Origin of the sequence: Streptomyces gilvosporeus, from assembly GCF_002082195.1 — a bacterium.
In the GTDB taxonomy this organism is placed as follows: domain Bacteria; phylum Actinomycetota; class Actinomycetes; order Streptomycetales; family Streptomycetaceae; genus Streptomyces; species Streptomyces gilvosporeus.
On the sequence record NZ_CP020569.1, the window covers coordinates 3,204,533 to 3,229,429 of the forward strand.

Annotated in this window: 23 protein-coding genes and 1 tRNA gene; 14 read left to right on the top strand and 10 right to left on the bottom strand. The window is 73.5% G+C overall.

Features of this window, described 5'->3' with window-relative positions; genetic code table 11:
- The first annotated feature begins 34 nt into the window (after positions 1-34).
- On the top strand, positions 35-1,405 hold the full coding sequence (locus B1H19_RS40615) for a nitrilase-related carbon-nitrogen hydrolase (protein WP_083109628.1): 1,371 nt from the start codon (positions 35-37) through the stop codon (positions 1,403-1,405).
- A 49-nt stretch (positions 1,406-1,454) separates the two neighbouring features.
- Here B1H19_RS40615 and B1H19_RS14160 read toward each other — a convergent pair whose 3' ends face one another.
- The 4 genes from B1H19_RS14160 to B1H19_RS14175 all read right to left on the bottom strand — a co-directional run bounded on the left by B1H19_RS14160 (position 1,455) and on the right by B1H19_RS14175 (position 5,364).
- Positions 1,455-2,414, bottom strand: coding sequence for a ribokinase (locus tag B1H19_RS14160; RefSeq protein WP_083105095.1), 960 nt, complete (start codon positions 2,412-2,414; stop codon positions 1,455-1,457).
- A 166-nt stretch (positions 2,415-2,580) separates the two neighbouring features.
- On the bottom strand, positions 2,581-3,585 hold the full coding sequence (locus B1H19_RS14165) for a LacI family DNA-binding transcriptional regulator (RefSeq protein ID WP_083105096.1): 1,005 nt from the start codon (positions 3,583-3,585) through the stop codon (positions 2,581-2,583).
- 232 nt (positions 3,586-3,817) lie between these two features.
- Positions 3,818-4,246, bottom strand: a complete 429-nt coding sequence (locus B1H19_RS14170) for an organic hydroperoxide resistance protein (protein ID WP_083105097.1) — start codon at positions 4,244-4,246, stop codon at positions 3,818-3,820.
- Positions 4,247-4,347: 101 nt separating this feature from the next.
- Positions 4,348-5,364, bottom strand: coding sequence for an NADP-dependent oxidoreductase (locus B1H19_RS14175; protein ID WP_083105098.1), 1,017 nt, complete (start codon positions 5,362-5,364; stop codon positions 4,348-4,350).
- 124 nt (positions 5,365-5,488) lie between these two features.
- Between B1H19_RS14175 and B1H19_RS14180 the strand changes: the two genes are divergently transcribed.
- Together B1H19_RS14180 and B1H19_RS14185 are read left to right on the top strand one after the other, a co-directional pair.
- Positions 5,489-5,941, top strand: coding sequence for a MarR family winged helix-turn-helix transcriptional regulator (locus tag B1H19_RS14180; RefSeq protein WP_083105099.1), 453 nt, complete (start codon positions 5,489-5,491; stop codon positions 5,939-5,941).
- A 116-nt stretch (positions 5,942-6,057) separates the two neighbouring features.
- Positions 6,058-6,681 (top strand): mycothiol-dependent nitroreductase Rv2466c family protein, encoded by a 624-nt coding sequence (locus B1H19_RS14185; protein ID WP_083105100.1) that lies wholly within the window; start codon positions 6,058-6,060, stop codon positions 6,679-6,681.
- Positions 6,682-6,801: 120 nt separating this feature from the next.
- Here the strand turns inward: B1H19_RS14185 and B1H19_RS14190 are convergent, their stop codons facing one another.
- Both B1H19_RS14190 and B1H19_RS39260 read right to left on the bottom strand, forming a co-directional pair.
- Positions 6,802-8,043: a PucR-like N-terminal domain-containing protein gene (locus B1H19_RS14190; protein ID WP_083105101.1), complete on the bottom strand. Its 1,242-nt coding sequence runs from the start codon at positions 8,041-8,043 to the stop codon at positions 6,802-6,804.
- Positions 8,044-8,074: 31 nt separating this feature from the next.
- Positions 8,075-8,221 (bottom strand): hypothetical protein, encoded by a 147-nt coding sequence (locus B1H19_RS39260; RefSeq protein ID WP_203237154.1) that lies wholly within the window; start codon positions 8,219-8,221, stop codon positions 8,075-8,077.
- Positions 8,222-8,522: 301 nt separating this feature from the next.
- Here B1H19_RS39260 and pgfA point away from each other — a divergent pair, with 301 nt between their 5' ends.
- From pgfA to B1H19_RS14245, 11 genes are all read left to right on the top strand, one after another.
- On the top strand, positions 8,523-9,548 hold the full coding sequence (gene pgfA, locus B1H19_RS14195; RefSeq protein WP_083105102.1) for a cell envelope lipid trafficking protein PgfA: 1,026 nt from the start codon (positions 8,523-8,525) through the stop codon (positions 9,546-9,548).
- A gap of 262 nt (positions 9,549-9,810) precedes the next feature.
- Positions 9,811-10,998, top strand: a complete 1,188-nt coding sequence (locus tag B1H19_RS14200) for a glycosyltransferase family 4 protein (protein WP_083105103.1) — start codon at positions 9,811-9,813, stop codon at positions 10,996-10,998.
- 7 nt (positions 10,999-11,005) lie between these two features.
- Positions 11,006-11,731 (top strand): class I SAM-dependent methyltransferase, encoded by a 726-nt coding sequence (locus B1H19_RS14205; RefSeq protein ID WP_083105104.1) that lies wholly within the window; start codon positions 11,006-11,008, stop codon positions 11,729-11,731.
- Positions 11,728-16,254, top strand: coding sequence for an alpha-(1->3)-arabinofuranosyltransferase domain-containing protein (locus B1H19_RS14210; RefSeq protein WP_083105105.1), 4,527 nt, complete (start codon positions 11,728-11,730; stop codon positions 16,252-16,254). The genes B1H19_RS14205 and B1H19_RS14210 overlap by 4 nt, the downstream gene beginning before the upstream one ends.
- The gene (locus tag B1H19_RS14215; protein ID WP_418361447.1) at positions 16,251-17,741 is read left to right on the top strand and encodes a condensation protein; all 1,491 of its coding nucleotides are present in this window, start codon (positions 16,251-16,253) and stop codon (positions 17,739-17,741) included. The genes B1H19_RS14210 and B1H19_RS14215 overlap by 4 nt, the downstream gene beginning before the upstream one ends.
- Positions 17,738-18,535, top strand: coding sequence for a class I SAM-dependent methyltransferase (locus B1H19_RS14220; protein ID WP_083105106.1), 798 nt, complete (start codon positions 17,738-17,740; stop codon positions 18,533-18,535). Before B1H19_RS14215 ends, B1H19_RS14220 begins: the two co-directional genes overlap by 4 nt.
- A 63-nt stretch (positions 18,536-18,598) precedes the next feature.
- A complete protein-coding gene (locus tag B1H19_RS14225; protein WP_083105107.1) occupies positions 18,599-19,522 on the top strand; it encodes a DMT family transporter in 924 nt (307 codons plus the stop codon).
- Positions 19,519-19,749, top strand: a complete 231-nt coding sequence (locus B1H19_RS14230; RefSeq protein ID WP_083105108.1) for a Trm112 family protein — start codon at positions 19,519-19,521, stop codon at positions 19,747-19,749. Before B1H19_RS14225 ends, B1H19_RS14230 begins: the two co-directional genes overlap by 4 nt.
- Complete coding sequence (locus B1H19_RS14235; RefSeq protein WP_083105109.1) at positions 19,746-20,585, top strand: FkbM family methyltransferase; 840 nt, start codon at positions 19,746-19,748, stop codon at positions 20,583-20,585. Before B1H19_RS14230 ends, B1H19_RS14235 begins: the two co-directional genes overlap by 4 nt.
- On the top strand, positions 20,569-21,195 hold the full coding sequence (locus B1H19_RS14240; protein WP_083105110.1) for a hypothetical protein: 627 nt from the start codon (positions 20,569-20,571) through the stop codon (positions 21,193-21,195). Before B1H19_RS14235 ends, B1H19_RS14240 begins: the two co-directional genes overlap by 17 nt.
- A 134-nt stretch (positions 21,196-21,329) precedes the next feature.
- Positions 21,330-22,358 (top strand): rod shape-determining protein, encoded by a 1,029-nt coding sequence (locus tag B1H19_RS14245; RefSeq protein WP_083105111.1) that lies wholly within the window; start codon positions 21,330-21,332, stop codon positions 22,356-22,358.
- A 124-nt stretch (positions 22,359-22,482) separates the two neighbouring features.
- Here the strand turns inward: B1H19_RS14245 and B1H19_RS14250 are convergent, their stop codons facing one another.
- The 4 genes from B1H19_RS14250 to B1H19_RS14265 form a co-directional block, all read right to left on the bottom strand.
- Positions 22,483-23,091 (bottom strand): histidine phosphatase family protein, encoded by a 609-nt coding sequence (locus B1H19_RS14250; RefSeq protein WP_083105112.1) that lies wholly within the window; start codon positions 23,089-23,091, stop codon positions 22,483-22,485.
- Between the two features lie 82 nt (positions 23,092-23,173).
- Entirely contained in the window at positions 23,174-23,566 is a 393-nt protein-coding gene (trxA, locus tag B1H19_RS14255; protein ID WP_083105113.1) for a thioredoxin, read from the bottom strand.
- Between the two features lie 320 nt (positions 23,567-23,886).
- Positions 23,887-24,249 carry a cupin domain-containing protein gene (locus B1H19_RS14260; RefSeq protein WP_083109630.1) on the bottom strand — a complete coding sequence of 121 codons (363 nt, stop codon included), beginning with the start codon at positions 24,247-24,249 and terminating at the stop codon, positions 23,887-23,889.
- 473 nt (positions 24,250-24,722) lie between these two features.
- Positions 24,723-24,799, bottom strand: a tRNA-Ile gene (locus B1H19_RS14265).
- Positions 24,800-24,897 lie beyond the last annotated feature (98 nt).

Sequence of the window (24,897 nt, forward strand, 5' to 3'; positions counted from 1 at the left end):
CCCGCTCCCGTACCCCGAGGGCATCATGACCCCCGTGATCATTGCTGCCGCACAATTCACCCCCGTACAGGGCGATATCGACGCCAACGCCGCGCAGATGGCCGCGCTCGTCACCGAGGCCGCCGGGCGCGGTGCCGGGCTGGTGGTCTTTGCCGAGCTGGCGCTGACGCAGTACGACCTGCCGGGGATAGCCGGCGATCCGCAGAAGATGACGGTCACTCATGATGACACCCGGCTCGCGCCCGTACGGGAGGCATGCCGGGCGTCTGGCGTCGCGGCGGTGGTCAATGCGGCGGGGCACACGGCCGAGGGGGCGGCGCCGGGCATCGCCTCGTTCGTCTACGGGCCGGACGGCTCGTTGCTCACGCGCTATGACAAACGGCATCTGTACGGGGACGAGAACACGGTCTTCGCGGCGGGTTCGGCGGACGGCCGGTTCACGCTGGGCGGGGTGCGGTTCGCGCTGGCCACCTGCTTCGACACCAGCTTTCCGCAGGTCGCGGAGCGGGCGGTGGCGGACGGGTGCCGGGTGTATCTGGCCAGTTCGTTCCATGGTGCGCCCGAGCGGGTGGCGCGGTATGCGGAGCTGGCGCGGGACAACGGGCTGCATGTGCTGCTCGCCAACGGGGCCGGTGCGGGCAGTGTCGGCCCGGCGTGCGGGGGCAGCGCGGCGTGGCTGCCCAGTGGGGAGCGAGTGGCGACGGCCGGGGCGGAGGGCGCCCCGGAACTGGTGCTGACGGATGTGCGGGACCGGATCACGCTGATGGCGGATCCGGAGGTCGCCGCGGTCCCGGTGCGGGAGTGCGGCGAGGCCCTGGTGGACGTACGGGAGGCGGCGCCCGCGCTGCTCGTGGCCGATGCGCGCGGCGATGAGCGGGGCGCGTATGCCCGTCTGCGCGAGGGGGTGGTGCGCCGGCTGCTGGCGGCGCAGGAGGCGCTGCCGGACGGGCTGCGGCTGGAGTTCGTGGAGGGTTACCGGCCACCGGCGTTGCAGCGCCGGTACTTCGAGGAGTACGGGGAGGAGCTGCGGACCGCCCGTCCCGACTGGGACGCCGCCCGGGTCCATCGGGCCGCCAGCCGGTATGTGTCGCCGCCGGAGATCGCGCCGCACAGCACGGGCGGGGCGGTGGATCTGACCCTGGTCACGGCGGATGGGGAATATGTCGACATGGGGACACCGATCAATGCGTCTCCGGAGGAGAGCGACGGCGCCTGCTACACCGGCGCCCCGGGGCTGACGCCCGCCGCCCGCGCCAACCGCCGGGTCCTGAGCGCCGTGCTGTCGGCCGCGGGGCTGGTCAACTATCCGACCGAGTGGTGGCACTGGTCGTACGGGGACCGCTATTGGGCGCTGATGACCGGTGCGGAGGCGGCGGTGTACGGGCCCGAGAAGTCGGCCCGCTGAGCCCTGGGGACCGCGGGGCGCCGCCCCGGGTTGGGGCGGCGCCGGTGGCTCAGGCTCCGGAGAGGGCGTTCAGCTCGTCCAGGGTCGGATAGGACGGCTGGGCGCCCGGCTTGGTGACGGCGGCGGCGCCGACGCGTACCGCGAAGCGCGCCGCGTCGGGGAGGGCGTCGCCGCGAGCCAGCCGGGTGGCGAGGGCTCCGGTGAAGGCGTCGCCCGCGCCGGTGGTGTCCACGGCCTTGACCCGCACGCCCGGGATGTCGTTCACGCCGGCGCCGTCCAGCACCAGCGCGCCCTCGCCGCCGAGGGTCACCACGACCGAGCGGGCGCCCTTCTCGCGCAGCGCCCGGGCCCACTCGCCCGGGGTGCCGTCGGTGAGCGCGGACAGCTGCCGCGCCTCGTGCTCGTTGACCACCAACGGGTCGGCGACGGAGAGGAGTTCGGGCGCCAGGGCCGCCTCGGGGGCCGGGGACGGGTTGAGTACGACGCGGGTGCCGGCGTCCTCGGCGGCCGCGGCGGCGGCCCGTACCGACTCCATCGGGATCTCCAACTGGAGGGAGACCACCGCGGAGGCGGCGATGACGTCCTTGGCGGCGGCCACATCGGCCGGGGTGAGGGCGGCGTTGGCGCCGGGCGAGACGACGATGCTGTTGTCGCCGTCCGGGCTGACGATGATCATCGCGGTGCCGGTGCGGGCGGTCTCGTCCACGATGACCGGTGTGGTGTCGGTGCCCGCCGCGCGCTGGGCGTCGAGCAGCAGCTCGCCGAACGCGTCGCCGCCGACCCGTGCCAGCAGCGCGGTGCGCCCGCCGAGCCGGGCCGCGGCGGCCGCCTGGTTGGCGCCCTTGCCGCCGGCCGATTCGACCAGGTCCGTACCGAGCACGGTCTCGCCCGCGCCGGGTCGCCGCTCGACCCGTACGGTCAGATCGGCGTTGGCCGAGCCGACCACCAGGACGTCGTAGGCGGGGGCTTGCGCGGGGCCTTCCGGCTGGGCTTCCACATGGCGTTCCATCTGCTCTTCTTCCCTTTCCTTCACCGGCCGGGAGCCGTCATCGGCCGGTCCCGGCGGCGGTCGGTCTTGTTCGCCGTCTTCGTCTTCTTCGTCGTCTTCTTCGTCGGGTGGTTCCGTTCCCGGTACCGGCGGATGCCGCTCGCCGCCATGTGGCTGCCCCGACGGGTCAGCGGGCCGCGGGCGGCTCTCCGCAGGAGCGGCGGGTCACCAGGCGGGCCGGCAGCAGGACCGAGTCGGCGGGGCGACCCTCGATGCGTTCCAGCAGGGTGTGGACGGCGACGCGGCCCAGTTCGCGGGTGGGCTGGGCGATGACGGTCAGCGGCGGATCGGTGTGGGCGAACCAGGGCACGTCGTCGTAGGAGACCAGCGCGACGTCGTCGGGGACGCGCAGCCCGCGCGCCTTGAGTGCGTCCATCGCGCCGAGCGCCATCAGGTTGTCGGTGGCGAGCACCATGTCGGGCCGCTGCGGTAGGTCGAGGAGGGAGCTCATCACCCGGCGGCCGCCGGTGTGCTGGAGATCGGGGGCGGCGCCGACGCGTTCGTCGGGCAGGTCGATGCCGTGGGCGGCCAGGGCGCTGCGGAAGAGGCCGAGGCGTTCCTCTCCGGTGGGGGTCCCGGCGGGGGCGACGATGATCGCGGGGCGGCGGCGGCCGAGGGCGGCGAGATGGGCGGCGAGGTCGGACATCGCCGCGCGGCCGTCGGCGCGTACGCAGGGGGCGTCGATACCGGGGACGCTGCGGTCGAGCAGGACCAGCGGGGTGCCGGAGCCGACGACCTCGGCGAGCATCGCCGAGCCGGTCCCGGCGGAGCTGACCAGCAGGCCGTCGATACGGCGGTCGAGCAGGGTGCGGATGTAGTCGTCCTGCTGCGCGGGGCGCTCGCCGGCGTTGCCGATGACCAGGCTGTAGCCGAGGCTGCGGGCCTCGTCCTCGACGGCGTCGGCGAGCTCGGTGAAGAAGGGGTTGGTCAGATCGCTGATGATCAGCCCGAGCGCGCCGGTGCGGGCAGTCCGCAGGGCGCGGGCGACGTTGTTGGGGCGGTAGCCCAGCTCCCGTACGGCGGCGAGGACCCGCTCGCGGGTCGCGGCGACCGGGCTGTGACCGTTGAGGACCCGCGAGACGGTGGCGACGGAGACCCCCGCCCGCTCTGCCACGTCCTTGATGTTCGCCATGGCGCCGTTGCCGTCCTGTTCGTGCGGCCGCTGGTGTACGTGGCCGTGGCCGCAGTCTTCGTGTAATCGATTACGTGAGAAGTCTACGTAATCGATTACACGGTGGCGGCGTCAAGACGCGGCCACTATGGCCTGCGTCACACGGCGCGGGTTCGTTACTGCGGCGCCGTTCCCCGCGGCGAAGGGCCGAGGGCCGCACCCCGGTGGGGTACGGCCCTCAGTAGCGGATGCGTCAGGCGACGGTCAGCTTGACGTCGATGTTGCCGCGGGTGGCGTGGGAGTACGGGCAGACCTGATGGGCCTTCTCCACCAGGGCCCTGGCGGTCTCCGCGTCGACGTTCGGGATCGAGGCGGAGATCTCGACCGTGAGGCCGAAGGCGCCCTCCGAGGTCTTGCCGATGCCGACCTTGGCGGTCACCCGGGACCCGGAGACATCCTGCTTCTCCTGGCGGGCGACGACGCTGAGCGCACCCTGGAAGCAGGCGCTGTAGCCCGCCGCGAAGAGCTGCTCGGGGTTGGTGCCGGCGCCGCTGCCACCCTGTTCCTTGGGCGGGTTGACGACTACGTCGAGCTTGCCGTCATCGCTGGCGACGCGGCCGTCACGGCCGTTCTCCGCGGTGGCGACGGCGGTGTAGACGACGTCAACAGTCGGGATGGACATACACAATCCTCCAGTGATTCGCCGCGACTCGCGCCCACGGATCGCGACGGCCTGCCGCTGAGCCTAACGGGCGGGGGCAAGAGGGCAGCGGGACGGGGGCGTCAGCCCAGGCTCACGATCATCTTTCCGGTGTTCTCGCCGCGGAGCATGCCGAGGAATGCCTCCACGCCGTTCTCGATGCCCGGCACGACGGTTTCGCTGTACTTGAGCTCGCCGGAGCGGATCCAGGCGGAGACCTCCTCGGCGAACTTCGGGTGGAGGGCGGAGTGGTCGCTCACCAGGAGGCCCTGCATCCGCAGGCGCTTGCCGATCACCAGGGCGAGATTGCGCGGGGCAGGACTGGGCTCGGTGGCGTTGTACATCGAGATCATGCCGCAGACGGCGATCCGGCCGTGGACGTTGAGGGCCGAGAGGGCGGCCTCGAGGTGGTCGCCGCCGACGTTGTCGAAGTAGACGTCGATGCCGTCGGGCGCGGCGTCCTTCAGCTGCTGGGCGACATCGCCGTTCTTGTAGTTGAAGGCGGCGTCGAAGCCGTACTCCTCCACCAGGAGCTTGACCTTCTCGTCGGAGCCGGCCGAGCCGATGACGCGGGAGGCGCCCTTGAGCCGGGCGATCTGGCCGACCTCGCTGCCCACCGCGCCGGCCGCGCCGGAGACGAACACGGCGTCGCCCTCCTTGAAGGACGCCACCTCCAGCAGGCCCGCGTACGCGGTCAGGCCCGGCATGCCCAGGACGCCGAGGTAGGCGGTGAGCGAGGCCAGCGACGGGTCGATCTTGGTGGCGTGCCGGGCGTCCAGGACCGCGTACTCGCGCCAGCCCAGGTTGTGCAGCACATGGTCGCCGACGGCGAGATCACCGGCGCGCGAGGCGATGACCTCGCCGACCGCGCCGCCGTCCATCGGCCGGTCCAGCTGGAACGGCGGGACGTAGGACTTCACGTCGTTCATCCGGCCGCGCATGTACGGGTCGACGGAGAAGGCCTGGTTGCGGACGAGGATCTGACCCTCGCCGACCTCGGGGACCGCGGTCTCGCGCAGCGCGAAGTCAGCGGGGGTGGGCCAGCCGTGCGGGCGGGCGACGAGGTGCCATTCGCGGCCGGTTGCGGGCAGTGCGGACATGAGCGCGATCCTCCAGCTTGCTTGGGCCCGAATGCCTCGGGCCCGACCCTTCAATACTTCAGATGCTGAAACAATGATGCCCCTCGATATTTCATGTTGTCAAGCAATTGGGTATCCTGGTGGCATGACAGCGCGCGCAGACTCCTTGACCGTCGAGGTCGTCGACCTGATCGGCACCGTCGTCGCCCGTTACTACGAGGAGTACGAGCATGCCGCGGCCGAGCACTCCCTCACCGGGGCGCAGGCGCGGGTGCTGAGCCTGCTCACCGTGGAGCCGCTGCCCATGCGCAAGGTCGCCGAGCGGCTGAAGTGCGAGCCGTCCAATGTCACCGGGATCGTGGACCGCCTGGAGTCCCGCGGCCTGGTGGAGCGCCGCCCGGACCCCGCCGACCGCCGCATCAAGCTGGCCGCCCCGACCGCCGAGGGCGCCCGTACGGCCGAACGGCTGCGCACGTCCCTGGACTTCGCCCGCGAACCGCTGGGCCAACTGACCGTCGCCGAGCGCACCCTGCTCAAGCAGCTGCTCCAGCGGATGCTGGGCATCGCACCGCCGCCCGACAGTCCGGCCGCGGGCTGACGCTCGACCGCGCCCCGGGGAGGCGCGAGAAACCCGCGCCCCGGGGAATTGGCCCAGGAAAAGGAGGGGCGAATGTCCCGGGTGGCGGGGCCGGTCGGCGCTCTAACCTGATCCCCATGACGTCCCAGAATCCTGCCCGCCACACCGTCGACTTCTACTTCGACCCCATCTGCCCGTTCGCCTGGATCTCCTCCCGCTGGATCCTGGAGGTCGAGCGGCACCGTGACCTGGACCTGCGCTTCCGGGTGATGAGCCTGTCGGTGCTCAACGAGGGGCGCGAGGACCTGCCCCAGAGGTACCGCGAGCTGCTGGATGCGGGCTGGGGCCCGGTGCGGGTGTGCATCGCGGCCGCCCAGGAGCACGGCGAGGAGGTGCTGCGCGATCTGTACACCGCGCTCGGCACCCGTATCCACCACGACGGCCGCGAGGACACCGCGACCGTCATCGAGGAGGCGCTGGCCGAGGTCGGGCTGCCGGCGGAGCTGGCCCGCGCGGCCGACGGCGACGCGTACGACGATGCACTGCGCAAGAGCCACCACCAGGGCATGGACCCGGTCGGCGAGGACGTCGGCACCCCGACGATCCATATCGACGGGGTCGCGTTCTTCGGGCCGGTCCTGATGGCGATTCCGCGGGGCGAGGAGGCGGTGCGGGTCTTCGACGGCGCCCGCCTCCTGGCCGGTTACGACAAGTTCTTCGAGCTGAAGCGGACGCGGACCGGGGAGTTCGACTTCAGCTGACGACTTCAGCTGACGGCCGGATGCGACCGGCGGCCCGGCCTCACCCCAGGGGCCCGGCCCCGGCCGGATCCGTAACGGGCGCCTCGCGCTCGGCACCCTGGCGGTCGGGCGACCCCGGCGCTACTCGAGCTCCCCCCGTAACCGCCGCGCCCGTAACACCAGTTCCAGCTCGAAGCGGCGGTCCGGGTCGTCCACCTCGGTGCCCCACAGCTCCCGTATCTGGCGCAGCCGGTAGCGGACGGTCTGCGGATGGACGCCGAGGCGGGCGGCGACGTCGGGGGCGCCGCCGCGCGTTTCCAGCCAGGCCAGGAGGGTTTCGGCGAGGCGGCGGGCGTGGGTGGGGCCGCAGCGGGCGAGGGGGGCGAGACGGCGGCGGGTGAGGTCCTCGATCAGCTCCTCGGGCGGCAGCAGGACCAGCGCCTCGGTGTGGTCGGTGCACTGCAACAGCTCGCCCGCGGGCAGCAGTCCGCGTTCCATGAGGTCGACCGCGGCGCCGGCCCAGCGCAGCGACTTGGCGGCGTCCAGCAGCGGTACGGCGGGCCCGATGGCGCCCGACCAGCCGGCCGCCGCGCGGGCCAGCAGGGCGCGGCGCCCGGGGGCGTCCGGTTCGGGGACCACCATCCGGGGCCGTTCGCCGTCCATGTCCAGCAGGACGTCGGAGGCGACGGCGGGGGCGACCGCTGCACGGGCGGGGCGCAACAGGACGGCGACGGCGACGCGTTCGGGCAGCTGCCAGCCGATGCGGGCGGCACGCTCGGCGAGGGTGGCGTGCCGGCCGGACGGCGCCGGTCCGCCGCGGCCGGGCCGGGACCGTATGCCGCGGGCCGCGAACAGCTGTTCCATCAGGCGGCGTTGCAGCCGCAGCCGCTCCCCGGCCTGGCGGGCGGCGGCCTCGGCGTAGCCGCGTACGGATTCGGCGACCAGTCCGTCGAGGTACTCGAAGCCCGATTCGGCCAGTTCGTACATGGCCGGTGCCGGGATGGCGACCTGCTGGCCGATTTCGGCGAGGCGGCGCCAGGCGAGTTTGACGCCGAGGCGGTAGATGGCCTGGAGGGCGTCCAGGCTGCGGCCCTGGACGCCCTCGTCGCGGCCGAACTCCTGGAAGACCTGGGGATGGACGTGCGGCCGGTCGAGCCCCTCGGTCATATGCGCGACGAAATGCTCCAGCGACTGGCGGATGCCGACCAGGGCGCGCGGTTCCCCGAACTCGTCCAGCACCAGGGGCAGTTGGGGGAATTCGCGGCGGATCTCGTGCAGGATTCCCTCGGCCAGCGCGGGCACCTCGTCCAGGGCGAGCGCGGCGAACCGGCGCACCTGTCGGGGCGGGACCTCCCGCCAGGCGGAGCGTACGGCGGTCACCATGGGCGGGCCTCCTCCGTCTGTCCGGTGCGTCCTATGCGCCGGTACGGCCGAACGTCACCAGCGGCACATTGGGCTGCCGCGGGGCGGCATCCAGGGCGGCGACGACGGCCAGCGCGGCCCCGAGCGCGAGTGCGGCGGCGACCAGGGCGGTCAGTGCGGCGGCGAACAGTCGGTGCATGGCGCGGCGGCCCTTCGTCGATGCCGGGGACCATGGCCGGTCCCCGTCGGGGCTGGTACGGCACACGGCGCGGCCGCGGTGCGCAGACATCGCGGCCGGCCCGGCGCCGCGTCCCACAGCGCGGCACCACAGCAGTCGTGGCGACTGCCGAGTGTGGAAGGGCATTGACGCCCTGTCAAGAGTTCGCTTACGTTCCCGGCCCATGGCACCAGGGCCGTCCGGCTCGCTTTCGCCGGACGCGACCCGGCGCCGCCGCACGTGCACCAGAGCGTGTCCCTCACCCGCTTCCAGGAGTGCCCGTATGTCTGCCGATCCGTCTGCCCGTACGCCTGCCCGCCCGCCGTCCCGTACCCCGGAACCGGGGGCGCCCGGCGCCGCCCGCAGGGCCTCGCCGCTCTCGCTGCTCGTCCTGGGCCTCGGGGTCTTTCTGCTGGTCCTGGCGCCGCTGCTGGTCTGGTACGTCACCCCGCGGGCCGAGGTCACCCCGGTCGATGTCGACGTCACCACCGTCTTCACCGGTACCGGGAGCTACTTCGACGCCGGGGCGCTGCGGACCCGGCAGCGGCAGAAGATCACCATCACCCGGCATGTGCTGGGTGATGTCGCGGCGAGCGAGCGCAGCGGACGTGCGGTGTGGCAGGTGTCGACGACCGTCGACACCCCCAGGACGCTGGCGCTGCACGATCCGCGGCGGGCGTTCCAGTGGACCACCGAGCAGTGGGTGACCGACCGGCGCACCAACGCCCCGGTGCACTGCTGCGGGGAGGCGCCGACCTGGTTCGACGGCGATGCCTACCTCAAATTCCCCTTCGATCTGGAGAAGCGGAGCTATCGCTGGTGGGACGACACGCTGGGGGCCGCCGTGCCGCTCCGTTTCGCCGGGACGACGACGGCCTGGGGAGTGACGGGATACCGCTTCACCGGGAGCGTGCCGGCCACCCGGACGGGCAGTCGGCAGGTGCCGGGGCGGCTGGTGGGGCGGCCGGGGCAGGGGCAGATCCAGGCCGAGGAGTGGTATGCGAACTCCCGGATCGAGCTGGTCGCGGAGCCGCGTACGGGCCGGATCATCGATGCCGCGATCTCGCCGCTCAAGACGCTGCGGGCACCGGGGGCGCGGCGCGATGCGGTGACCCTGCTGCGCGGTGAGCGGCTGCGGTTCACGTCGGCGACGCGGCGAGCCCAGGCGCGGCTGGCGCAGGCGGACCGCGACAAGCTGGTGCTGGTGAGCGGGACGCTGCCGTGGGGTGCGGCGGGGGCGGGCGGGCTTCTGGCGCTGGTGGGGGTGGTGCTGGTGGTGCGGGGGAGGGCTGTGGACGGCCGGTCCTGAGCGAAGTGATGAACCGTCAGCACAATCGGCCGGGGATTTTGTCACCCCGGTGAGTAGCCCCGGCGCCCGGGGGCGGCGAACACTGACCACCCCACACCGGCACCACACTCGGGCACCACCCTCACCGGCACCACCCGCACCACGCCCGCCCCGCGCCACCCGCGTCGCACTGCCCGCACCGCCCCCGCACCGCCCCGCACGACTCAGTACGCAGTACGTCCCCCACCGCCGGTACCGCACCCTGAGACGAGTTGGAGCACCCATGCCCCAGCACGTACAACCGTCCCCGCCGCCTCTGCACCCCGCCCCGCCCCCCGTCCGGACGGCCCCGCCACTCGCGCCGCCCGCCGTCGGCCCGTCCCCCTCCGGGCCCCCGCTCCCCCGCCGTATCGTCTTCCTCGCCCGCCGCGACCTGGGCAATCCCGCCGCCGGCGGCTCCGAGCTCCTGGTGGACAGGATCGCCGACGGGCTCACCGCGCACGGCCACGACGTCACCCTGCTGTGCGGCGGGCCGGCGGCCGAGCGCGGCTACCGGGTGATCTCGGCGGGCGGCGACGCCGGGCACTTCCTGCGCGCGCCACGGGAGTTGCCCCGCCGGATCGGCGACTGCGATCTGCTGGTCGAGGTGTGCAACGGGATGCCGTATCTGGCGCCGCTGTGGCACCGCGGCCCGACCCTGTGCCTGGTCAACCACGTCCATACGGATCTGTGGGGGATGCGCTATCCGCGGCCCGCCGCCCGGCTCGGCCGCAGGCTGGAGCACTGGGCGCTGGCCGGCACCCATCGCCGCAATCTGATGGTCGCCGTCTCCGGCTCGACCGCCGCCGCGCTGCACGCCCTCGGGGTGGACCGCGACCGTATCCGCCTGGTCCACAACGGAGTCGAGGATCCGGGCCCGCTCGCCCCCAAGGCGCCCGAGCCGCTCTTCGTGGCCATGGGCCGGCTCGTCGAGTACAAGCGGATCGATCTGCTGCTGCGGCTGTGGGAGCGGGTCCGCCCGGTGACCGGCGGCCGGCTGGTGATCGTCGGCGACGGGCCGGAGCGGGCCCGGCTGTCGGCGCTGGCCGGTCCGGACGTCACCTTCACCGGCCGGATCTCCGAACGCCGCAAACACCAACTGCTGTGCTCCGCCTGGCTGTTGCTGCACCCCTCGCTGGTGGAGGGCTGGGGGCTGGTGGTCATGGAGGCCGCCGCGCGCCGCACGCCCGCCGTCGGCTTCGACATCCCCGGGCTGCGGGACTCCGTCGAGCACGGCGTCACCGGCCTGCTGGCCCGCGGCGAGAGCGCCTTCGCCGCGCACTGGTGCACCCTCGCGCTCAGCGCCCGCCGCCGCGAGACCTTCGCGCTGGCCGCGGAGCGGCGCGCCGCCCGCTTCCGGTGGGGCCATACCGTCGCCGACTTCCGCGCGGTCGCCGCGGAGGCGTTCCTCACCGCTCCACCCGGGCGGTGAGGGCCCGGTGCGCGACCCCTCGCTGCGCAGGTCCTACGCCCTCTTCCGCGCCTTCCTCAACGAGCAGAGCGCACCGGAACACTGTTACAGGCTGCTCGCCCGGGACGCCGCCGACCAGGTGGAGCGCCATGCCCCGCTCAAGGGCGCGGTGGTCGCCGATGTCGGCGGCGGCAGCGGGCACTTCACCGAGGAGTTCCGGCGGCGCGGCGCCCTGGGCCTGCTCTTCGAACCCGATACGGCCGAACTGACGGCACGCGGCCGCATCCCCGAGGGTGCGGTGGTCGCCGACGGCTATCTGCTGCCGCTCGCCGACGGCGCCGCCGACATCTGCTTCTCCTCCAACGTCCTGGAGCATGTCGCCGATCCGCAGACCTTCCTGAGCGAAATGGTCCGCATCACCCGCCCCCACGGGCTGATCTACGTCTCCTTCACCAACTGGCTGTCCCCCTGGGGCGGCCATGAGACCGCACCGTGGCACTATCTGGGCGCCGAGCGGGCCCGCAGGCGCTACCTGCGGCGCACCGGAAGACCGGCCAAGCACACCCTGGGCGTCAATCTCTTCGCCGTGCACATCGGCCGCACCCTGCGGCAGGTACGGGCCCGGGACGACGTCGCGATCGTCACCGCGCGCTCCCGCTACGCACCGTTCCTCGCCGAGGCCCTTCCCCGCCTCCCGGGTGTCCGGGAGGTCGCCACCTGGAACCTTCTCCTCATCCTCCGGCGGTTGCCATGACCCAGACCCTGCGGCCCTCCCCGTCCCCGGGATCGCCCGACACCGGCGACCGGGCCCTGCCGACCTCCGCCCCGCCACCGGACGCACCGCGCGGCAGGCGCTGGCTGGTCGCCTTCTGGGCCCTGGCGCTGATCGGCTTCCTGGCCCCCTCGCCCGGCAAGATGACCTTCGAGACCAAGCTGGGGGTGACCACCGATCCCTGGGGATTCCTGGCCGACCTGGGCCAGTTGTGGCACGACCGGGCGGGCTTCGGCGGCATCGCCGACCAGTACTTCGGCTACGCCTTCCCGACCCTGCCCTACTACGGCCTGACGCATCTGCTCCAGCTGCCGGTCTGGCTCGCCGAACGCCTGTGGATGTCGCTGATCGTCACCGCCGCCTTCTGGGGCGCGCTGCGGCTGGCCGAACGGATGCGTTTCGGCACCCCGCCCACCCGGCTGCTCGCCGCCGCCTGCTACGCCCTGTGGCCGACGTACACCGTCGTCATCGGCTCCACCTCCGCCGCCGCGCTCCCCGGCGCGCTGCTCCCCTGGGTGCTGCTGCCGCTGACGAACCCGCAGACCGGCGCCCGTATCGCGGCGACCCGGTCGGCGCTGCTGATCCCCTTCATGGGCGGCGTCAACGCGGCCTCGACGCTGGCCTCCCTGTTACCCGTCGGCCTGTATCTGCTCTCCCGTACGGGCCCCCGGCGCCCGCAGCTGCTCGCCTGGTGGCTGCCCGGCGTCGTCCTGGCCACCGCCTGGTGGGTCGTTCCCCTCCTGCTGCTGGGCATCCACGGCGAGAACTTCATGCCGTTCATCGAGCAGGCGGACACCACCACCGGCACCATGTCCGCCACCGAGCTGCTGCGCGGCGCGGGCAACTGGGTCGGCTACCTCAACTTCGGACAGCCCTGGCTGCCGGCCGGCTGGACCATGACCGCCAACTGGTGCGCGGTGGCGGGCTCGGCGCTGGCCGCCGCGCTGGGCCTCGCCGGGCTGGCCCGCCGCGATCTGCCCGAACGCCGCTGGCTGCTGCTGACCGTGCTCACCGTCGCCCTGATCGCGCTGGCCGGATACGGCGGTGCGCTGGGCGGCCCCGTCCACGGGCTGTGGCAGGACTGGCTGAACGGCTGGCTGCGTCCGTTCCGCAACATCTACAAATTCACCCCGGGCCTGGCCCTGGCGCTCACCCTCGGGCTGGCGCACCTCCTTTCCGTGGCCGCCGCGGGGCGCGGCAGCCGCGCCGAGGGGAGCGGGACCCGCCGCATCGCCGCCGGTCACCGTATGTCGTCCCGTGGACCTCTCCCTTCCCGATGGGTCGCCCTCCTGGCCGCCGCGCTCGTCCTCCCGGCCCTCGCCCTGCCCTTCCTGACCGGCACCGTCCTCCAGCCCGGCGCCTTCACCCGGCTGCCCGACTACTGGGAACGCACCGCCGGCTGGCTGCGCACCCACACCCCCCACAGCCGCGCCCTGGTCGTCCCCGCCACCGCCCACGGCATCTACACCTGGGGCTCGCCCATCGACGAACCCCTCGACGTCCTCGCCCGCTCCCCCTGGGCGCAGCGCGACTTCGTCCCGTTCGGCACCCCGGGCGCCCGCCGGACCCTGGACGCCGTCGAGCAGGCCCTGATGACCGGCGCCCAAGTCCCCGGACTGCGCGACTACCTGGGCCGGGCGGGCATCCATGACGTCGTCGTACGCAACGACCTCGACCCGGACCAGATCGGCTATGTGCCGCCGCAGACCGTCAAACGCACCCTGGAGGCGTCCGGCTACCGCAGGGCCGCCGCCTTCGGCCCGCTGACCACCAGCGGCAGGATCCCCGCCGAGGCGCCCGTGCAGGTCCAGGGCCTGTATCCGCGCCAGCGCTCGGTCGAGATCTACGAGCCCCGGGGCACGCCCGCGCCCGGCCCCGTCACCGCCAAGGACGTCGCGGACACCGCCCAGCTCAGCGGCGGCCCCGAAGCACTGCTCCAGCTCTCGGCCGACCCCACCCTGCGCGACCGGCCGACCGTGCTGACCGGCGACAACCACCCGGGCCTGGGCACCGTGCCGCTCCAGCTGACCGCCGACGGACTGCGCCGCGCCGACACCCGCTTCGGCCTGGTCAACAGCAATACGTCCTATACCTACACGGCCACCGAGACCAACCACCCCGACAGCGTCCAGGACCCCGGCCGGCCGCCCCGGCAGATCCTGCCGACCACCGGCATCGCGCACCAGACCACCGCCGTCCTGCGCGGCGCCGCCTCCGTCACCGCCTCCACCAGCGGCAACTGGCTCTTCCACCTCCCCCAGTACGACCCGGTCAACGCCTTCGACGGCAACCCGGACACCGCCTGGGCGGAGGGCAGCGCGGGCGACCCCGTCGGTCAGTGGATCCGTATCGCCTTCACCAAGCCCACCTCTGTCCCCTCGTCGCTCTTCCTCACCCCGTTGCCCGGCGACGGCCTGCGCGCCGCCCCGACGTCCGTACGCATCGAGACCGACCGCGGCAGCGCGGTCAGCCCGCTGCGCCCGGACGGCACCCGTCAGCAGGTCAAGGCCCCTGCCGGGACCGCGACCTGGCTGAAACTCACCATCCTGGGCTCCCAGACGCCGCGAGCGGGGCTCTCGGGGGCGGGCTTCCGCGAGATCTCCGTACCCGGCGTGCAGGTCACTCGTCTTCTTCAACTCCCGACGGATACGGGGAGTTCCCGGAACGGCACAGGGAGTTCGGAGAGTTCCCGGGGCGGTTCGGGGAGTTCCGGGGGCGGGGACGTGAGCGGCCAGGGGTCCGATGCGCCCGCCGAGACCGTCTCCCTGCACCGCGGCAGCGACCCCGGCGGCCTCTCCCCCGTCTCCGCCGAGACCGGTCTGCACCGCCAGTTCCATACCGACGCGGGCGCGTCCTACGCCGTATCCGGCAAGGCCCTGGCCGTCCCCGGCCCCGAACTCGACGCGCTGCTGGACAAGATCGCACCCGAGCAGAAGGACCGCATCACCGCCACCGCCGACTCCACCAGCTTCGGCTTCGGCCAGTCGCTCAGCCCCCGCAATCTCGTCGACGGCGATCTGACCACCGCCTGGATCGCCGGCGATCGCCCCACGCTGCACCTCCGCTGGCCCGGCAAGAAGAAGATCGACCAGATCGTGCTGGCCGCGGCCGGCGGTATCTCCACCCGGCCCGAGCAGATCCTGATCAACTCGCCGGACGGTGCGGCCACCGCCGGGGTCGACGAGTACGGGCAGGCCCGCTTCGACCCGATCACCACCGACCGCCTCGACATCACCATCAGCAAGGTCAAGGAACTCACCCTGCACAACCCGGTGGCCGGCCAGGCCCTGCAACTCCCGGTCGGCCTCAGCGAGGTGTACATCCCGGCCCTCGACGCGTACCGCACCCCGCCGCCGCCCGCCCGCAAACGCTTCTCGGTCGGCTGCGGCCAGGGCCCGATGCTCGCCGTCGACGGCGTTCTGCACGCCACCAGGGCCTCCGGGTACGTCCGCGATCTGACCGAACGGCGGCCGATCACGGTGCAGTTGTGCGCCGGGGAGGCCCCCGACGGACGGCTGACGCTGCCCTCCGGGCGGCACCGGGTGGAGGCCGGTGACCAGGGTCCGCTGGCGCTCACGGATGTGACGCTGAGCAGGGGGGCGGCGCCGGCCCCCGGGGCGGCCGCGCAGGCCCGCACCGTGCGGGCCGAGGACTGGTCGGGGGACCACCGCACGGTCGCCGTCGGAGCGGGCCGGGCCGTCTACCTCCAGATGTACGAGAACGCCAACGACGGCTGGCAGGCCACCCTCGACGGACGGCCGCTGACCCCGCTCCGGGTGGACGGCTGGCAGCAAGGCTTCCTCGTCCCGGCCGGCGCGGGCGGCACCGTCGAGCTGTCCTACGCTCCGGCGACCGCCTACGACCTGGGGCTGATCGGCGGGGCGGCGGGCGTCCTGCTGCTCGTCGCCTCGGCGTTCATACGGCGCACCCCGCGCACCCCGCCGCCGGCCCCGGTGACGCCGCCCGCGCCGTCGTGGGTGCTGGGCGCGGTGGCGCTCACGGGCGTGGTGGCCCTGGCGTCCGGGCCGTTCGCGGTGGCGGTGCCGCTGCTGGCGCTCGTGGCCCGCTTCCGGCCGCGGTTCCTGGCGCCGGTCGCCCTCGCGGCCATGACGGGCGCGGGCATCATCGCGGCGTTCGGCGCGGGCGAGCCGATCGCCGCGGGCCGGGGGGCGTTCGGCGCCGTGGCACAGGGGTGTGCGCTGCTGGCGCTGACGGCGGCGGTGGTGACGGTGCGGGAGGCGCCGGGAGCGGCGGGTGTGCCGGGTGCGCCCGGTGTGGCCGGTGCTCCAGGGGGCTCGGCGGCCGGGTCGGACGACGCTCCGGGCGCGGCCCTCCCCCCGCTTCCCCGCCGCGACCGGGACGCGACGCGGCCGGGACCCGCCGCGCCGACCATCGCCGGACGCCCCCTCCAGGCCCGGGGCCGCACACCGGGCAACGGCCCCAACTGGGCCCACCGGCAACGGCGCCCGGGCCCACGGCCCCTGGGGGAGGAGACCGAAAAGTGACCACATTGCAGCAGCCGTCGCGGCGGGAGCCGGAGGGACGGGAGCCCGACGGCCCGGCGGAACCGGACAGCCAGGAGCCGGGCGGCCACGACACCCCCCGCACCAGCACCCCCCGCCCCCCGGCCGTCGCCCGTCTCCCCTTCCCCCTCGTCGACGAGATCTCCCGGCACTGCCTGCGGGACGACGAACCCGAGACCGTCCACATCGAGGTGCATCTGCCCGGCCGGATCGACCACGCGCGCCTGCGCGCCGCGTTCCACCGGGCCCTCCTGCGCCACCCCCGGATCCTGATGCGCCAGGCCCCGGTCCGCTGGTGGCGCCGCCGCTACGAGTGGGAGCTCACCGCCACGCCGGACGTCGACCCCGTCGTCTTCCCGCCGCCCGGCCCGGACGCCCTCGTCCGCGCCCGCGAACGCGCCCTCACCGCATGCCCGCCGCTGGACGCCTCTCCCCCCGTCCGCCTGGAGGTGATCGAACGCCACCCGGACGCGGCCGACGGCACCGTCCTCGTCCTCGCCCTCCACCACACCGCCCTGGACGGCCCGGCCTGCCTCCGCGTGCTGGCCACGACCGCCGAGCTGTACGGGGGCGCCGACAACTCGCCCGCCCCGACCCCCGTACGCACCCCGGGGCACACCGCCCCGCCCCGGCACCGCGCCCCCGCCGCCCGCCCCGGTCCCGTCCGCCCGGCCCGTATCGCCCCCGACACCACCCCCGTCCGCGCCACGGCCCACACCAACGGCATGCTGATCACCGAACTCCCCGTCCCCACCAGACCACCCGGCGACGAGATCCCGGCGGCGAAGATCCCCCACGCCGCCGCCCGCACCGCGTCCCCCACCGTCAACGACCAGCTCCTGGTCGCCACCTGTCTGACGGTCGCCCGCTGGAACCGGCTGCACGGCCGGCCCACCGCCCCCGTCGTCGTCACCATGCCCGTCGACGACCGGCCGCGCGGCGGCGAGATGCCCATCGGCAACGGCACCCGGCTGATCCCGGTGGGCTTCGGCCCGGAGGAACGCCGGGACGCCGACCTGCTCGCCGCCGATCCGCCCGATCCCGAGGCCGTCGCCCGGCTGCTGCGCCGCACGGCCGCCCGCACCCGCGCCCTCAAGGCCACCCGCGGTTCCCAACTCGGGCTGCCCGGCACCCTGTTGACGCTCCCGGTCGCGCCCGTCGGCCTGCGCGGCGCGGTCACCCGCGCACTCCGTACGGCCGCCGCCCCCTGGACCTCCACCACCCTCCTCTCCAACATCGGCCGCCTTCCCTATCCCCTCGACTTCGGCGACGCCGGACGGCCGACCGCGGTGTGGTTCTCGGCCCCGGCCCGGATGCCCCGCGGGCTGACCGTCACCACCGTCTCGGTCGGCGGCCGTATCCAGCTCGCGCTGCGCTGGTCGCACGCCCTTCTGGACGATGCGGCCGGCGCCCGACTCGGCGCCCTCTTCGCCGCCTCCCTCGCCGCCACCGAAGGAGCCGCCCCATGACCCGCCCGCCCACCGGCGCCGCCCGGCCCCCGGCCGGACTGCGGGACTTCTACGAGAACCCCGCCGTTCCGGTCGCCTCGGGCCCCGCCCGCAGCACCCGCCAGGCCGCGCTCCTGGCGCGCGCCCTCGGCCCCCGCCGCACCGGGGCGCCGCCCGCCACCATCCTGGACATCGGCTGCGGCGACGGCACCGCGGCCGCCACCGCGGCGCACCTCCTGGGCGGACACCGCCTGGTCGGCGTCGACTGGTCCCAGGACGCCCTGCGCCGCGCCCGGACCCGTATCCCCGCCGCCGCACCCGGTGAGCTGACCGCCGTACGCGGTGAACTGACCGATGGCGGGCTGCCGTTCGCCACCGGCTCCGCCGACGCCGTGCTCTTCAGCGAGGTCATCGAGCATCTCGTCGACCCCGATGCCGCCGTGGACGAACTGCACCGCATCCTGCGCCCCGGCGGCCACCTGATGCTCTCCACCCCCAATCTCGCCGCCTGGTACAACCGCGGACTGCTGCTCGCCGGGATCCAGCCCGTCTTCTCGGAAGTGAGCCTGCGCCATATCCACGGCCGCCCCGGCACCCAGGTCGTCGGCCACCTGCGCCTCTACACCGCCCGCGCGCTCCGCGCCTTTCTGACCGCCGCCGGTTTCGACGTCATCCGCCTGACCGGTGCCCCCTACCACGACGTCCCCCGCCCCCTGCGCCCCCTCGACCGCGCCGCCTGCCATCTTCCGTCCCTCTCCTCCATCCTTCTGGCCCACGCCCGCCGCAGAACCCCTCACTCCCCCCAGGACCCTTGACCACCGTCCGCAGGAGCCGCCGCACACCGATGCCGACCCGAACGCGGAGAAGGGAGCAGGCCCATGCTGTGGTGGGGCGTGGCATCGGCGCTGATCGCCAACGTGCTGTACAGCACCGGTTTCGTGCTGGAGAAACGCGCGCTGGCCACGCTGCCCGCCCTCAGCACCCGCCGTCCCGCCCGGGTCGTCCGCCACCTCCTCGGCAGCCCGCGGTGGCTCGGCGGCTCGCTCGCCCTGGCCGCGGGGTTCGCCGCCCAACTCGCCGTCTACCGCGCCCTCCCGATCGCCGCGGCCCAGGGCATCTTCGTCTCCGGACTCGTCCTGCTGCTGATCCTGTCGTCGGTGGTGCTGGGCGAGCGGACCAGCGGCCGGGAGCGCCAGAGCATGGTGGCGATCCTCGTCGCGCTGGTGATGGTCGTCGCCTCCCTCCAGGGCGACGACGCCCGGACCATCGCCCGCACCGCGCCGCCCGCCACGCTGCTCACCATCGCCGTGCCGTCGCTGGCCGCGGGCCTGCTGCTGTACGGCTCGGCGGAACGGCGCGCACGACGCCGCCACCGCCTGCCGACGGCCGGCGTCGCCTACGGGGTGGCCGTCGGCCTCCTCTACGGCGTCAGTTCACTGGCCATCAAGGGCGTCTCCGGCCTGCTCACCACCCACGACATCCCGGCCGCGGCCGAGCGGCTGCTGCGCTCGCCGTACCCCTATCTCCTCCTGTTCACCGGCGCCACCGGGCTGGTGCTGTCCCAGACCGCGCTGCAACGCTGCCGCGCCTCCGTCATCGTCCCCGTCTGCTCCACCATCACCTGCGTGTTCACCGTGGCCTGCGGCACCGTCGCCTTCGGCGAACCGCTGCCGGCCGATCCCCTGCGGCTGGCGCTACGGCTCGGCGGTACGGCCGTGGCCCTGACCGTCCTGCTGGCCCTCCCCCGCCATGACCCCCCAGCTCCCGTAACTCCCCCTATCCCCAACGGAGTTGAGCCATGAATTTCGATGACCCGCTGCTGAAGATCCTCGCCTGCCCGCTGGACAAGGGGCCGCTCTCGCTCCTCACCGGCGAGGGCGAGGGCGCGCTCTACAACCCCCGGCTGCGCCGCCGCTATCCGATCCGGGACGGTATCCCGCAGCTCCTCCCCTCCTCGGGGGAAGAGGTCACCGACGCCGAGCACGACCGGATCCTCCGGCGGCTGGCCGAAGCCGAGGTGCCGTCGTGACGCTCGCCGCGCGGATCGGGCCGCGGCTGCCCGGGCGGCTGGTGGCCGCGCTGGCGGGCGGGCTCTATCCGCGGTTCGAACCGGAGCTCGGGCGGCTGGCCGACTTCTGCCCGACGGGCGGTACGGCCGTGGACGTCGGCGGCTGGCTGGGCCCCTGGACCCGGCGGCTGGCCCGGCGCGCGGAGCGGGTCGTCACCCTGGAGCCCGTGCCGCACCTGGCCCGGCTGATCGACTCCGTCACCCCGCCGCATGTCGAGGTGGTCCCCGCCGCGGCCACCGACCGCACCGGCTGCGCCACCCTCTGGCTGCCGGCGGACGGCCGGGGCGAGCGCGGGGTCTCCTCGCTGGTGCGCCGCGAACTGCACGGCAGCGGACTGGACGTGCCCTGCCTCCCCCTGGACTCGCTGGAGCTGGACCGCGTCACCCTCATCAAGATCGATGTGGACGGCGGCGAGCTGGCCGTGCTGCGCGGCGCCGCGCGCACCATCGAGCGGGAACTCCCGGCGCTGTTCGTGGAGTTGGAGGCCCGTATCCAGCCGCTGGCGCCCGTCCTGGAGTGGACGGCGGCGCGCGGCTATCGCGGCTGGGTCCTGCCGCACGGCCGCTGGACGCCACTGGCCGACTTCGATCTGCCCGCTCATCAGTCCCGTACCTCCCATGTCGCCGAACACGGCCTGCTGAGGCGCTCCCTCGCCCCGCACCGCCGCTATGTCAACTCCGTGCTCTTCCTCCCCGCCGGCACTCGCCCCGGCAATCGCCACGGCCCCGAGATCCGTCACCGCGACTTCCACCCCCGCGGCATCCACGACGATGTCCATCATGAACGCCGCCACTGACAACGACCCTCCGACCGGCCCCGCCACCCCCTCCGGCCTGCCCGGACCCGTCGCCTTCCAGCTCGTTCTGCTGCGCCGGATGGCCGACCACCAGCCCGGACTCGTCGAGGACGCGCTGCGCACGCTGGGGGTCTCCCGCGCCGATCTGCGCGAGGCCAACCGCCGCTGGCAGGCGCGGATGCACGCCCCGCGCGCACCCGGCGGCCTCAGCCCCTACCGCGCGCTGCTCGGCGCCCCCGAGTCCGTCACCGCCCGCCGCCTGGGCGATATGACCTGCGAGGCGCTGACCTGGCCGGTGCCGCTCTGGCCCGATCTGCGGTTCGAGGTCCTGACCGCCGACCGCGGCGCCGTCTGGAACGCCTGGCTCGTCCGCGCCCCCGGCGCCGCCGCACCCGCACTCCGTACGACCGCGGACCTCGCTCCTTGGTCCTGCACGGTCGACGAGGTGGCCCGCGCGTTCCCGCCGGCCCGCCCGATGGAGGGCAGCGCCCCCACCCGCTGGGCGCTGGCCTGCACGGTTCCCGATCCCGACCCGGACGCCGCGCCGCACGCCCTGGTCACGGAATTCACCTGGGGGCTCTTCCAGAGGCTGGTCGACCGGCGCGCGTAAACGCCGCCGTCCGGGCCGCCCCGTCCCCCAACCGGACCTCCCCAACGGGCCGCTGACGTCCGCTCGCCACACGATGGCAAGGAGCGACTCTTGCGCCCACTCCACCCACCCGGCCCAAAGGGGAGTCATCCGCCATGACCATAAGCCTCACCCAGCTGCGGCGCTGCTCCGTTGCCGTCGACCTCGGCGCGGCCCGTACAAGGGTGTACCTCAAGAATCAGGGAATGATCGTGGACGAGCCGTCGGTGGCCGCGGTCAACGTCCGTACGGGCGCCCTACTGGCCGTCGGCGCGCAGGCCGAGGTGATGGACGGCCGCACCCCCGACTACATCCGCGTGGTGCATCCGATCTCCGGCGGCACCGTCGTGGACATCGACATGGCCCAGCGGCTGCTCCGCAACCTGGTCGGCGACAAGCTGCGCAGGACCTGGCGGCGCAAGCCCTCGATGCGGGCGGCGGTGTGCATGCCGTACGGCAGCGAGCCGCTGGCGCAGCGGGCCGCCGTGGAGACCCTCACCGGGCTGGGCGCCCGACGGGTGGAGCTGGTCGACACGCTGATCGCGGCGGCGGTGGGCTGCGGGCTTCCGGTGGAGCAGCCGGAGGCGACCATGATCGTGATGTGCGGGGCGGGTACCACGCAGGTCGCGGTGCTGTCGGTGGGCTCGATCGTCGCCGCCGAGACCGTGCCGGTGGGCGGCAACACCATCGATCATGCGGTCATCCAGCACATGCGGCTGCACCATGAGCTGATGGTGCCGAACCAGGCCGTCCGCCCCCTCCAGGTGATGCTGTCCGGAGACGATGCGCAGGCGTCGTCGACCGAGGTGCACGGCCGGGACGTGGTCAGCGGGCTGGCGCGTTCCGTACAGGTCGACACCGAGCGGGTCCTGAAGGCCATCACCACGCCGCTGACCGCGATCCTCGACGGTATCGGGACCGTGCTGCGCAACTGCCCGCCGGACCTGGTGGCCGACCTCGCGGACTGCGGCATCATGCTCGCGGGCGGCAGCGCCCTGACCCCGGGCCTTCGGGCGATGATCGAGCAGGCCACCAGCATGCCCGTGCATGTCGCGGACCGCCCCGACACCTGTGCCGTCCATGGGCTGGGCGCGATGCTCGAGGGCAAGGTGGAACCGCTGCATCTCGATCCGCTGGCTCCGTGAGCGCCCTTTCGACGGCGCCGTAGCCGTAGGCCGCGCCCGTGGCGCAGCACCGTCCGTTCCGCGCCTTCCGGCTTGAAGGACTCCCGGACGTCACGGACTCTCGAACGTCACGGACTCCCGGACGTCACAGACTCCGCGCATTCCAGGCGACCACCGCGGGCCGTTCGTGTTCGGTGCCCAGGACACCGACCGTGCCGGTCTCGAACGTGAACAGCCCGCCCGCGGACGGGGGCAGTCCGAGCCGACGGGCGGTCAGGACGCGCAGGAAGTGGGCGTGCGCCACCAGGACCAGATCGCCCGCCTCGCCCCCCTCACGCGCATCGAGCCGGGGCGTGATCCGTGCCAGCACCCGGTCGGCGCGCGCCCCGACCTCTTCGGGCGACTCCCCCGGGTGCCCGGCGGTGCCGGGGGCGACGCCGTCGCGGAAGAGATACCAGCCGGGCCGGGCACGGTGGATCTCGGGGGTGGTGACGCCCTCATAGCCGCCGTAGTCCCATTCCCGCAGGTCGGGATCGATCTGCGGGGTGGGGAGCCCGGCCAGTTCGGCGGTGCGCAGGGCGCGCTGCATCGGGCTGGAGTACACCTCCGCGATCTTCCGGCCCGACAGCAGGGGCCGCAGCGCGCGGGCCTGCTCCTCGCCGTCGGCGGTGAGCGGCAGATCGGTCCGGCCGGTGTGGCGGCCGTTCCGGCTCCACTCGGTCTCGCCGTGCCGGATCAGTAGCAACTCGCTCACGTGCCCGCCTCGCCTGCCTCACTCGCCTCGCCCGCCGGCCCCGCCGCTACGGGCCCGGCGCCACCCGCTCGATATCGCCCGACTACGCCTGCTCGGCCTGCTGCGCCTGCTCGGTCTTCTGGGCCTCGGCGACCGACGCGCGGACCTCGTCCATGTCCAGGTTCCGGGCCTGGCCGATGACGTCCTCCAGGGCGGCCTCCGGAAGCGCCCCGGGCTGGGCGAACACCGCGATGTTGTCGCGGACGATCATCACCGTGGGGATGGACTGGATCTGGAAGGCCTGTGCCAGCTCGGGCTGGGCCTCCGTGTCGACCTTGGCGAAGACCAGGTCGCTGTGCTTCTCGGACGACCGCTCGAAGATCGGGCCGAAGCTCTTGCAGGGGCCGCACCACTCGGCCCAGAAGTCGATCAGGACGAAGTCGTTGCCGGAGACGATCTCGTCGAAGTTGTCCTTGGTGAGCTCTACGGTGCTCATGCGTGCTTTCCCTGCTTCCGGTCTGGGGTCGTTGTCGAGTGGTCCGGTCGGTCCCGCCGGTGTCCAGCTGCGGTAACGGTCGCCATCCACGCCGTATTCCGCACATTCCGCACACCGAACCGTCCTGGCGCACCGAACCATCCGGCTCCCCTGCCCAGCGCACGCCGTCCTAGACATCCGATTCAGGTTCGATCCGGACCGGAGCGCGTGAGGAACCCCACCCGGGTCGCGAGGAACCCCACCCGGGCGAGGAACCGCACCTCAGCCCCGGAACCGTCCCGCAGAGCCGCAGCCCCCAGCCCCGCCCCGTCCTCCATCCCTCACCCCGTCGACTTGGCGTAGTCCCTCGCCATGCCGCCCGCGAAGTCGTACACGACGACCTGCTCGCTGCCGACCACCCAGGCGTCGTGCCCGGCAGGACAGACGAACACATCGCCCGGCCCGACCTCGGTCTCGGCCCCGTCGTTCATCCGTATCCTCATCCGGCCCTGGACCACGAAGCCGTTGTGGTGGACCTCGCAGCTCTCGGTCCCGGCGAGCGGCCCCACCGACTCCGACCAGCGCCAGCCCGGCTCGAAGACTCCGACCGCGAAGTCCAGCCCGGTCAGGTGCAGAGCGTTGAGGTGGCCGCGCGGAAAGTCACGCCGTTCATCCGGCTTGTCGATCGTCTTGACCTCGATCATCAGGACCACTTCCTTCCCGGCCCTTCCATGGTGCGCCGCCCCCCACCGCCCGGCCACAGGGCATCGGCCATAGGATTTCGGCCCCCACCGGCCCGATGAGACCGCCGACGGCATCCACCGGATCTCCACTCGGCGCCCGTCGGCCGCCTCGTACCCCTCGAACGGCTGCGCCGGGTGCGGCACCTCAACACCCCGCATGTGCCGCACGATTGGGAGGCCCGCGTGCGGTACGACGGCGCCGCCGCCTCGTACCGGATCACGCCCTCGTACCGACACCAGGACGGTTACCTCGCCGTCGCATTGGGTAGTCGCGTCATAACCATGAGTAGTGGCACGCTGGGGGCACACAGGGGAGGGGTGACGGATGACAGTCGGGGGCGGGCCGGAAAAGGCGCGAGGGCCGCCACGCGGTGCGTGACGACCCTCGTCCGTGCGCTACGCCTGGGTCTGATCGTTTCTGCGATGCCAGGCGGTGGTGGGGCGGGTGGGACTCGAACCCACGGCCGACGGATTATGAGTCCGCTGCTCTAACCGGCTGAGCTACCGCCCCCTCACGGCGCGCCGCGCACATTTGTGCGCGCCGTCTGCCGCAGCATAGCCGCTCATACGATCTGCTGCCCGTGTGGGCTGCCGTTGGGCTTCCTTTGG

Bases quoted from the DNA above. Each gene is read 5' to 3' on its own strand.
- B1H19_RS14210 (WP_083105105.1), top strand. From the start codon at position 11,728: ATGACCCAGACCCTGCGGCCCTCCCCGTCCCCGGGATCGCCCGACACC.
- B1H19_RS14180 (WP_083105099.1), top strand. From the start codon at position 5,489: ATGACAGCGCGCGCAGACTCCTTGACCGTCGAGGTCGTCGACCTGATC.
- B1H19_RS14200 (WP_083105103.1), top strand. From the start codon at position 9,811: ATGCCCCAGCACGTACAACCGTCCCCGCCGCCTCTGCACCCCGCCCCG.
- B1H19_RS14225 (WP_083105107.1), top strand. From the start codon at position 18,599: ATGCTGTGGTGGGGCGTGGCATCGGCGCTGATCGCCAACGTGCTGTAC.
- B1H19_RS14190 (WP_083105101.1), bottom strand. From the start codon at position 8,043: ATGGTGACCGCCGTACGCTCCGCCTGGCGGGAGGTCCCGCCCCGACAG.
- B1H19_RS14230 (WP_083105108.1), top strand. From the start codon at position 19,519: ATGAATTTCGATGACCCGCTGCTGAAGATCCTCGCCTGCCCGCTGGAC.
- B1H19_RS14220 (WP_083105106.1), top strand. From the start codon at position 17,738: ATGACCCGCCCGCCCACCGGCGCCGCCCGGCCCCCGGCCGGACTGCGG.
- B1H19_RS14240 (WP_083105110.1), top strand. From the start codon at position 20,569: ATGAACGCCGCCACTGACAACGACCCTCCGACCGGCCCCGCCACCCCC.
- pgfA (WP_083105102.1), top strand. From the start codon at position 8,523: ATGTCTGCCGATCCGTCTGCCCGTACGCCTGCCCGCCCGCCGTCCCGT.
- B1H19_RS14170 (WP_083105097.1), bottom strand. From the start codon at position 4,246: ATGTCCATCCCGACTGTTGACGTCGTCTACACCGCCGTCGCCACCGCG.
- B1H19_RS14165 (WP_083105096.1), bottom strand. From the start codon at position 3,585: ATGGCGAACATCAAGGACGTGGCAGAGCGGGCGGGGGTCTCCGTCGCC.
- trxA (WP_083105113.1), bottom strand. From the start codon at position 23,566: ATGAGCACCGTAGAGCTCACCAAGGACAACTTCGACGAGATCGTCTCC.
- B1H19_RS14260 (WP_083109630.1), bottom strand. From the start codon at position 24,249: ATGATCGAGGTCAAGACGATCGACAAGCCGGATGAACGGCGTGACTTT.
- B1H19_RS14185 (WP_083105100.1), top strand. From the start codon at position 6,058: ATGACGTCCCAGAATCCTGCCCGCCACACCGTCGACTTCTACTTCGAC.
- B1H19_RS14245 (WP_083105111.1), top strand. From the start codon at position 21,330: ATGACCATAAGCCTCACCCAGCTGCGGCGCTGCTCCGTTGCCGTCGAC.
- B1H19_RS14160 (WP_083105095.1), bottom strand. From the start codon at position 2,414: ATGGAACGCCATGTGGAAGCCCAGCCGGAAGGCCCCGCGCAAGCCCCC.
- B1H19_RS39260 (WP_203237154.1), bottom strand. From the start codon at position 8,221: ATGCACCGACTGTTCGCCGCCGCACTGACCGCCCTGGTCGCCGCCGCA.
- B1H19_RS14175 (WP_083105098.1), bottom strand. From the start codon at position 5,364: ATGTCCGCACTGCCCGCAACCGGCCGCGAATGGCACCTCGTCGCCCGC.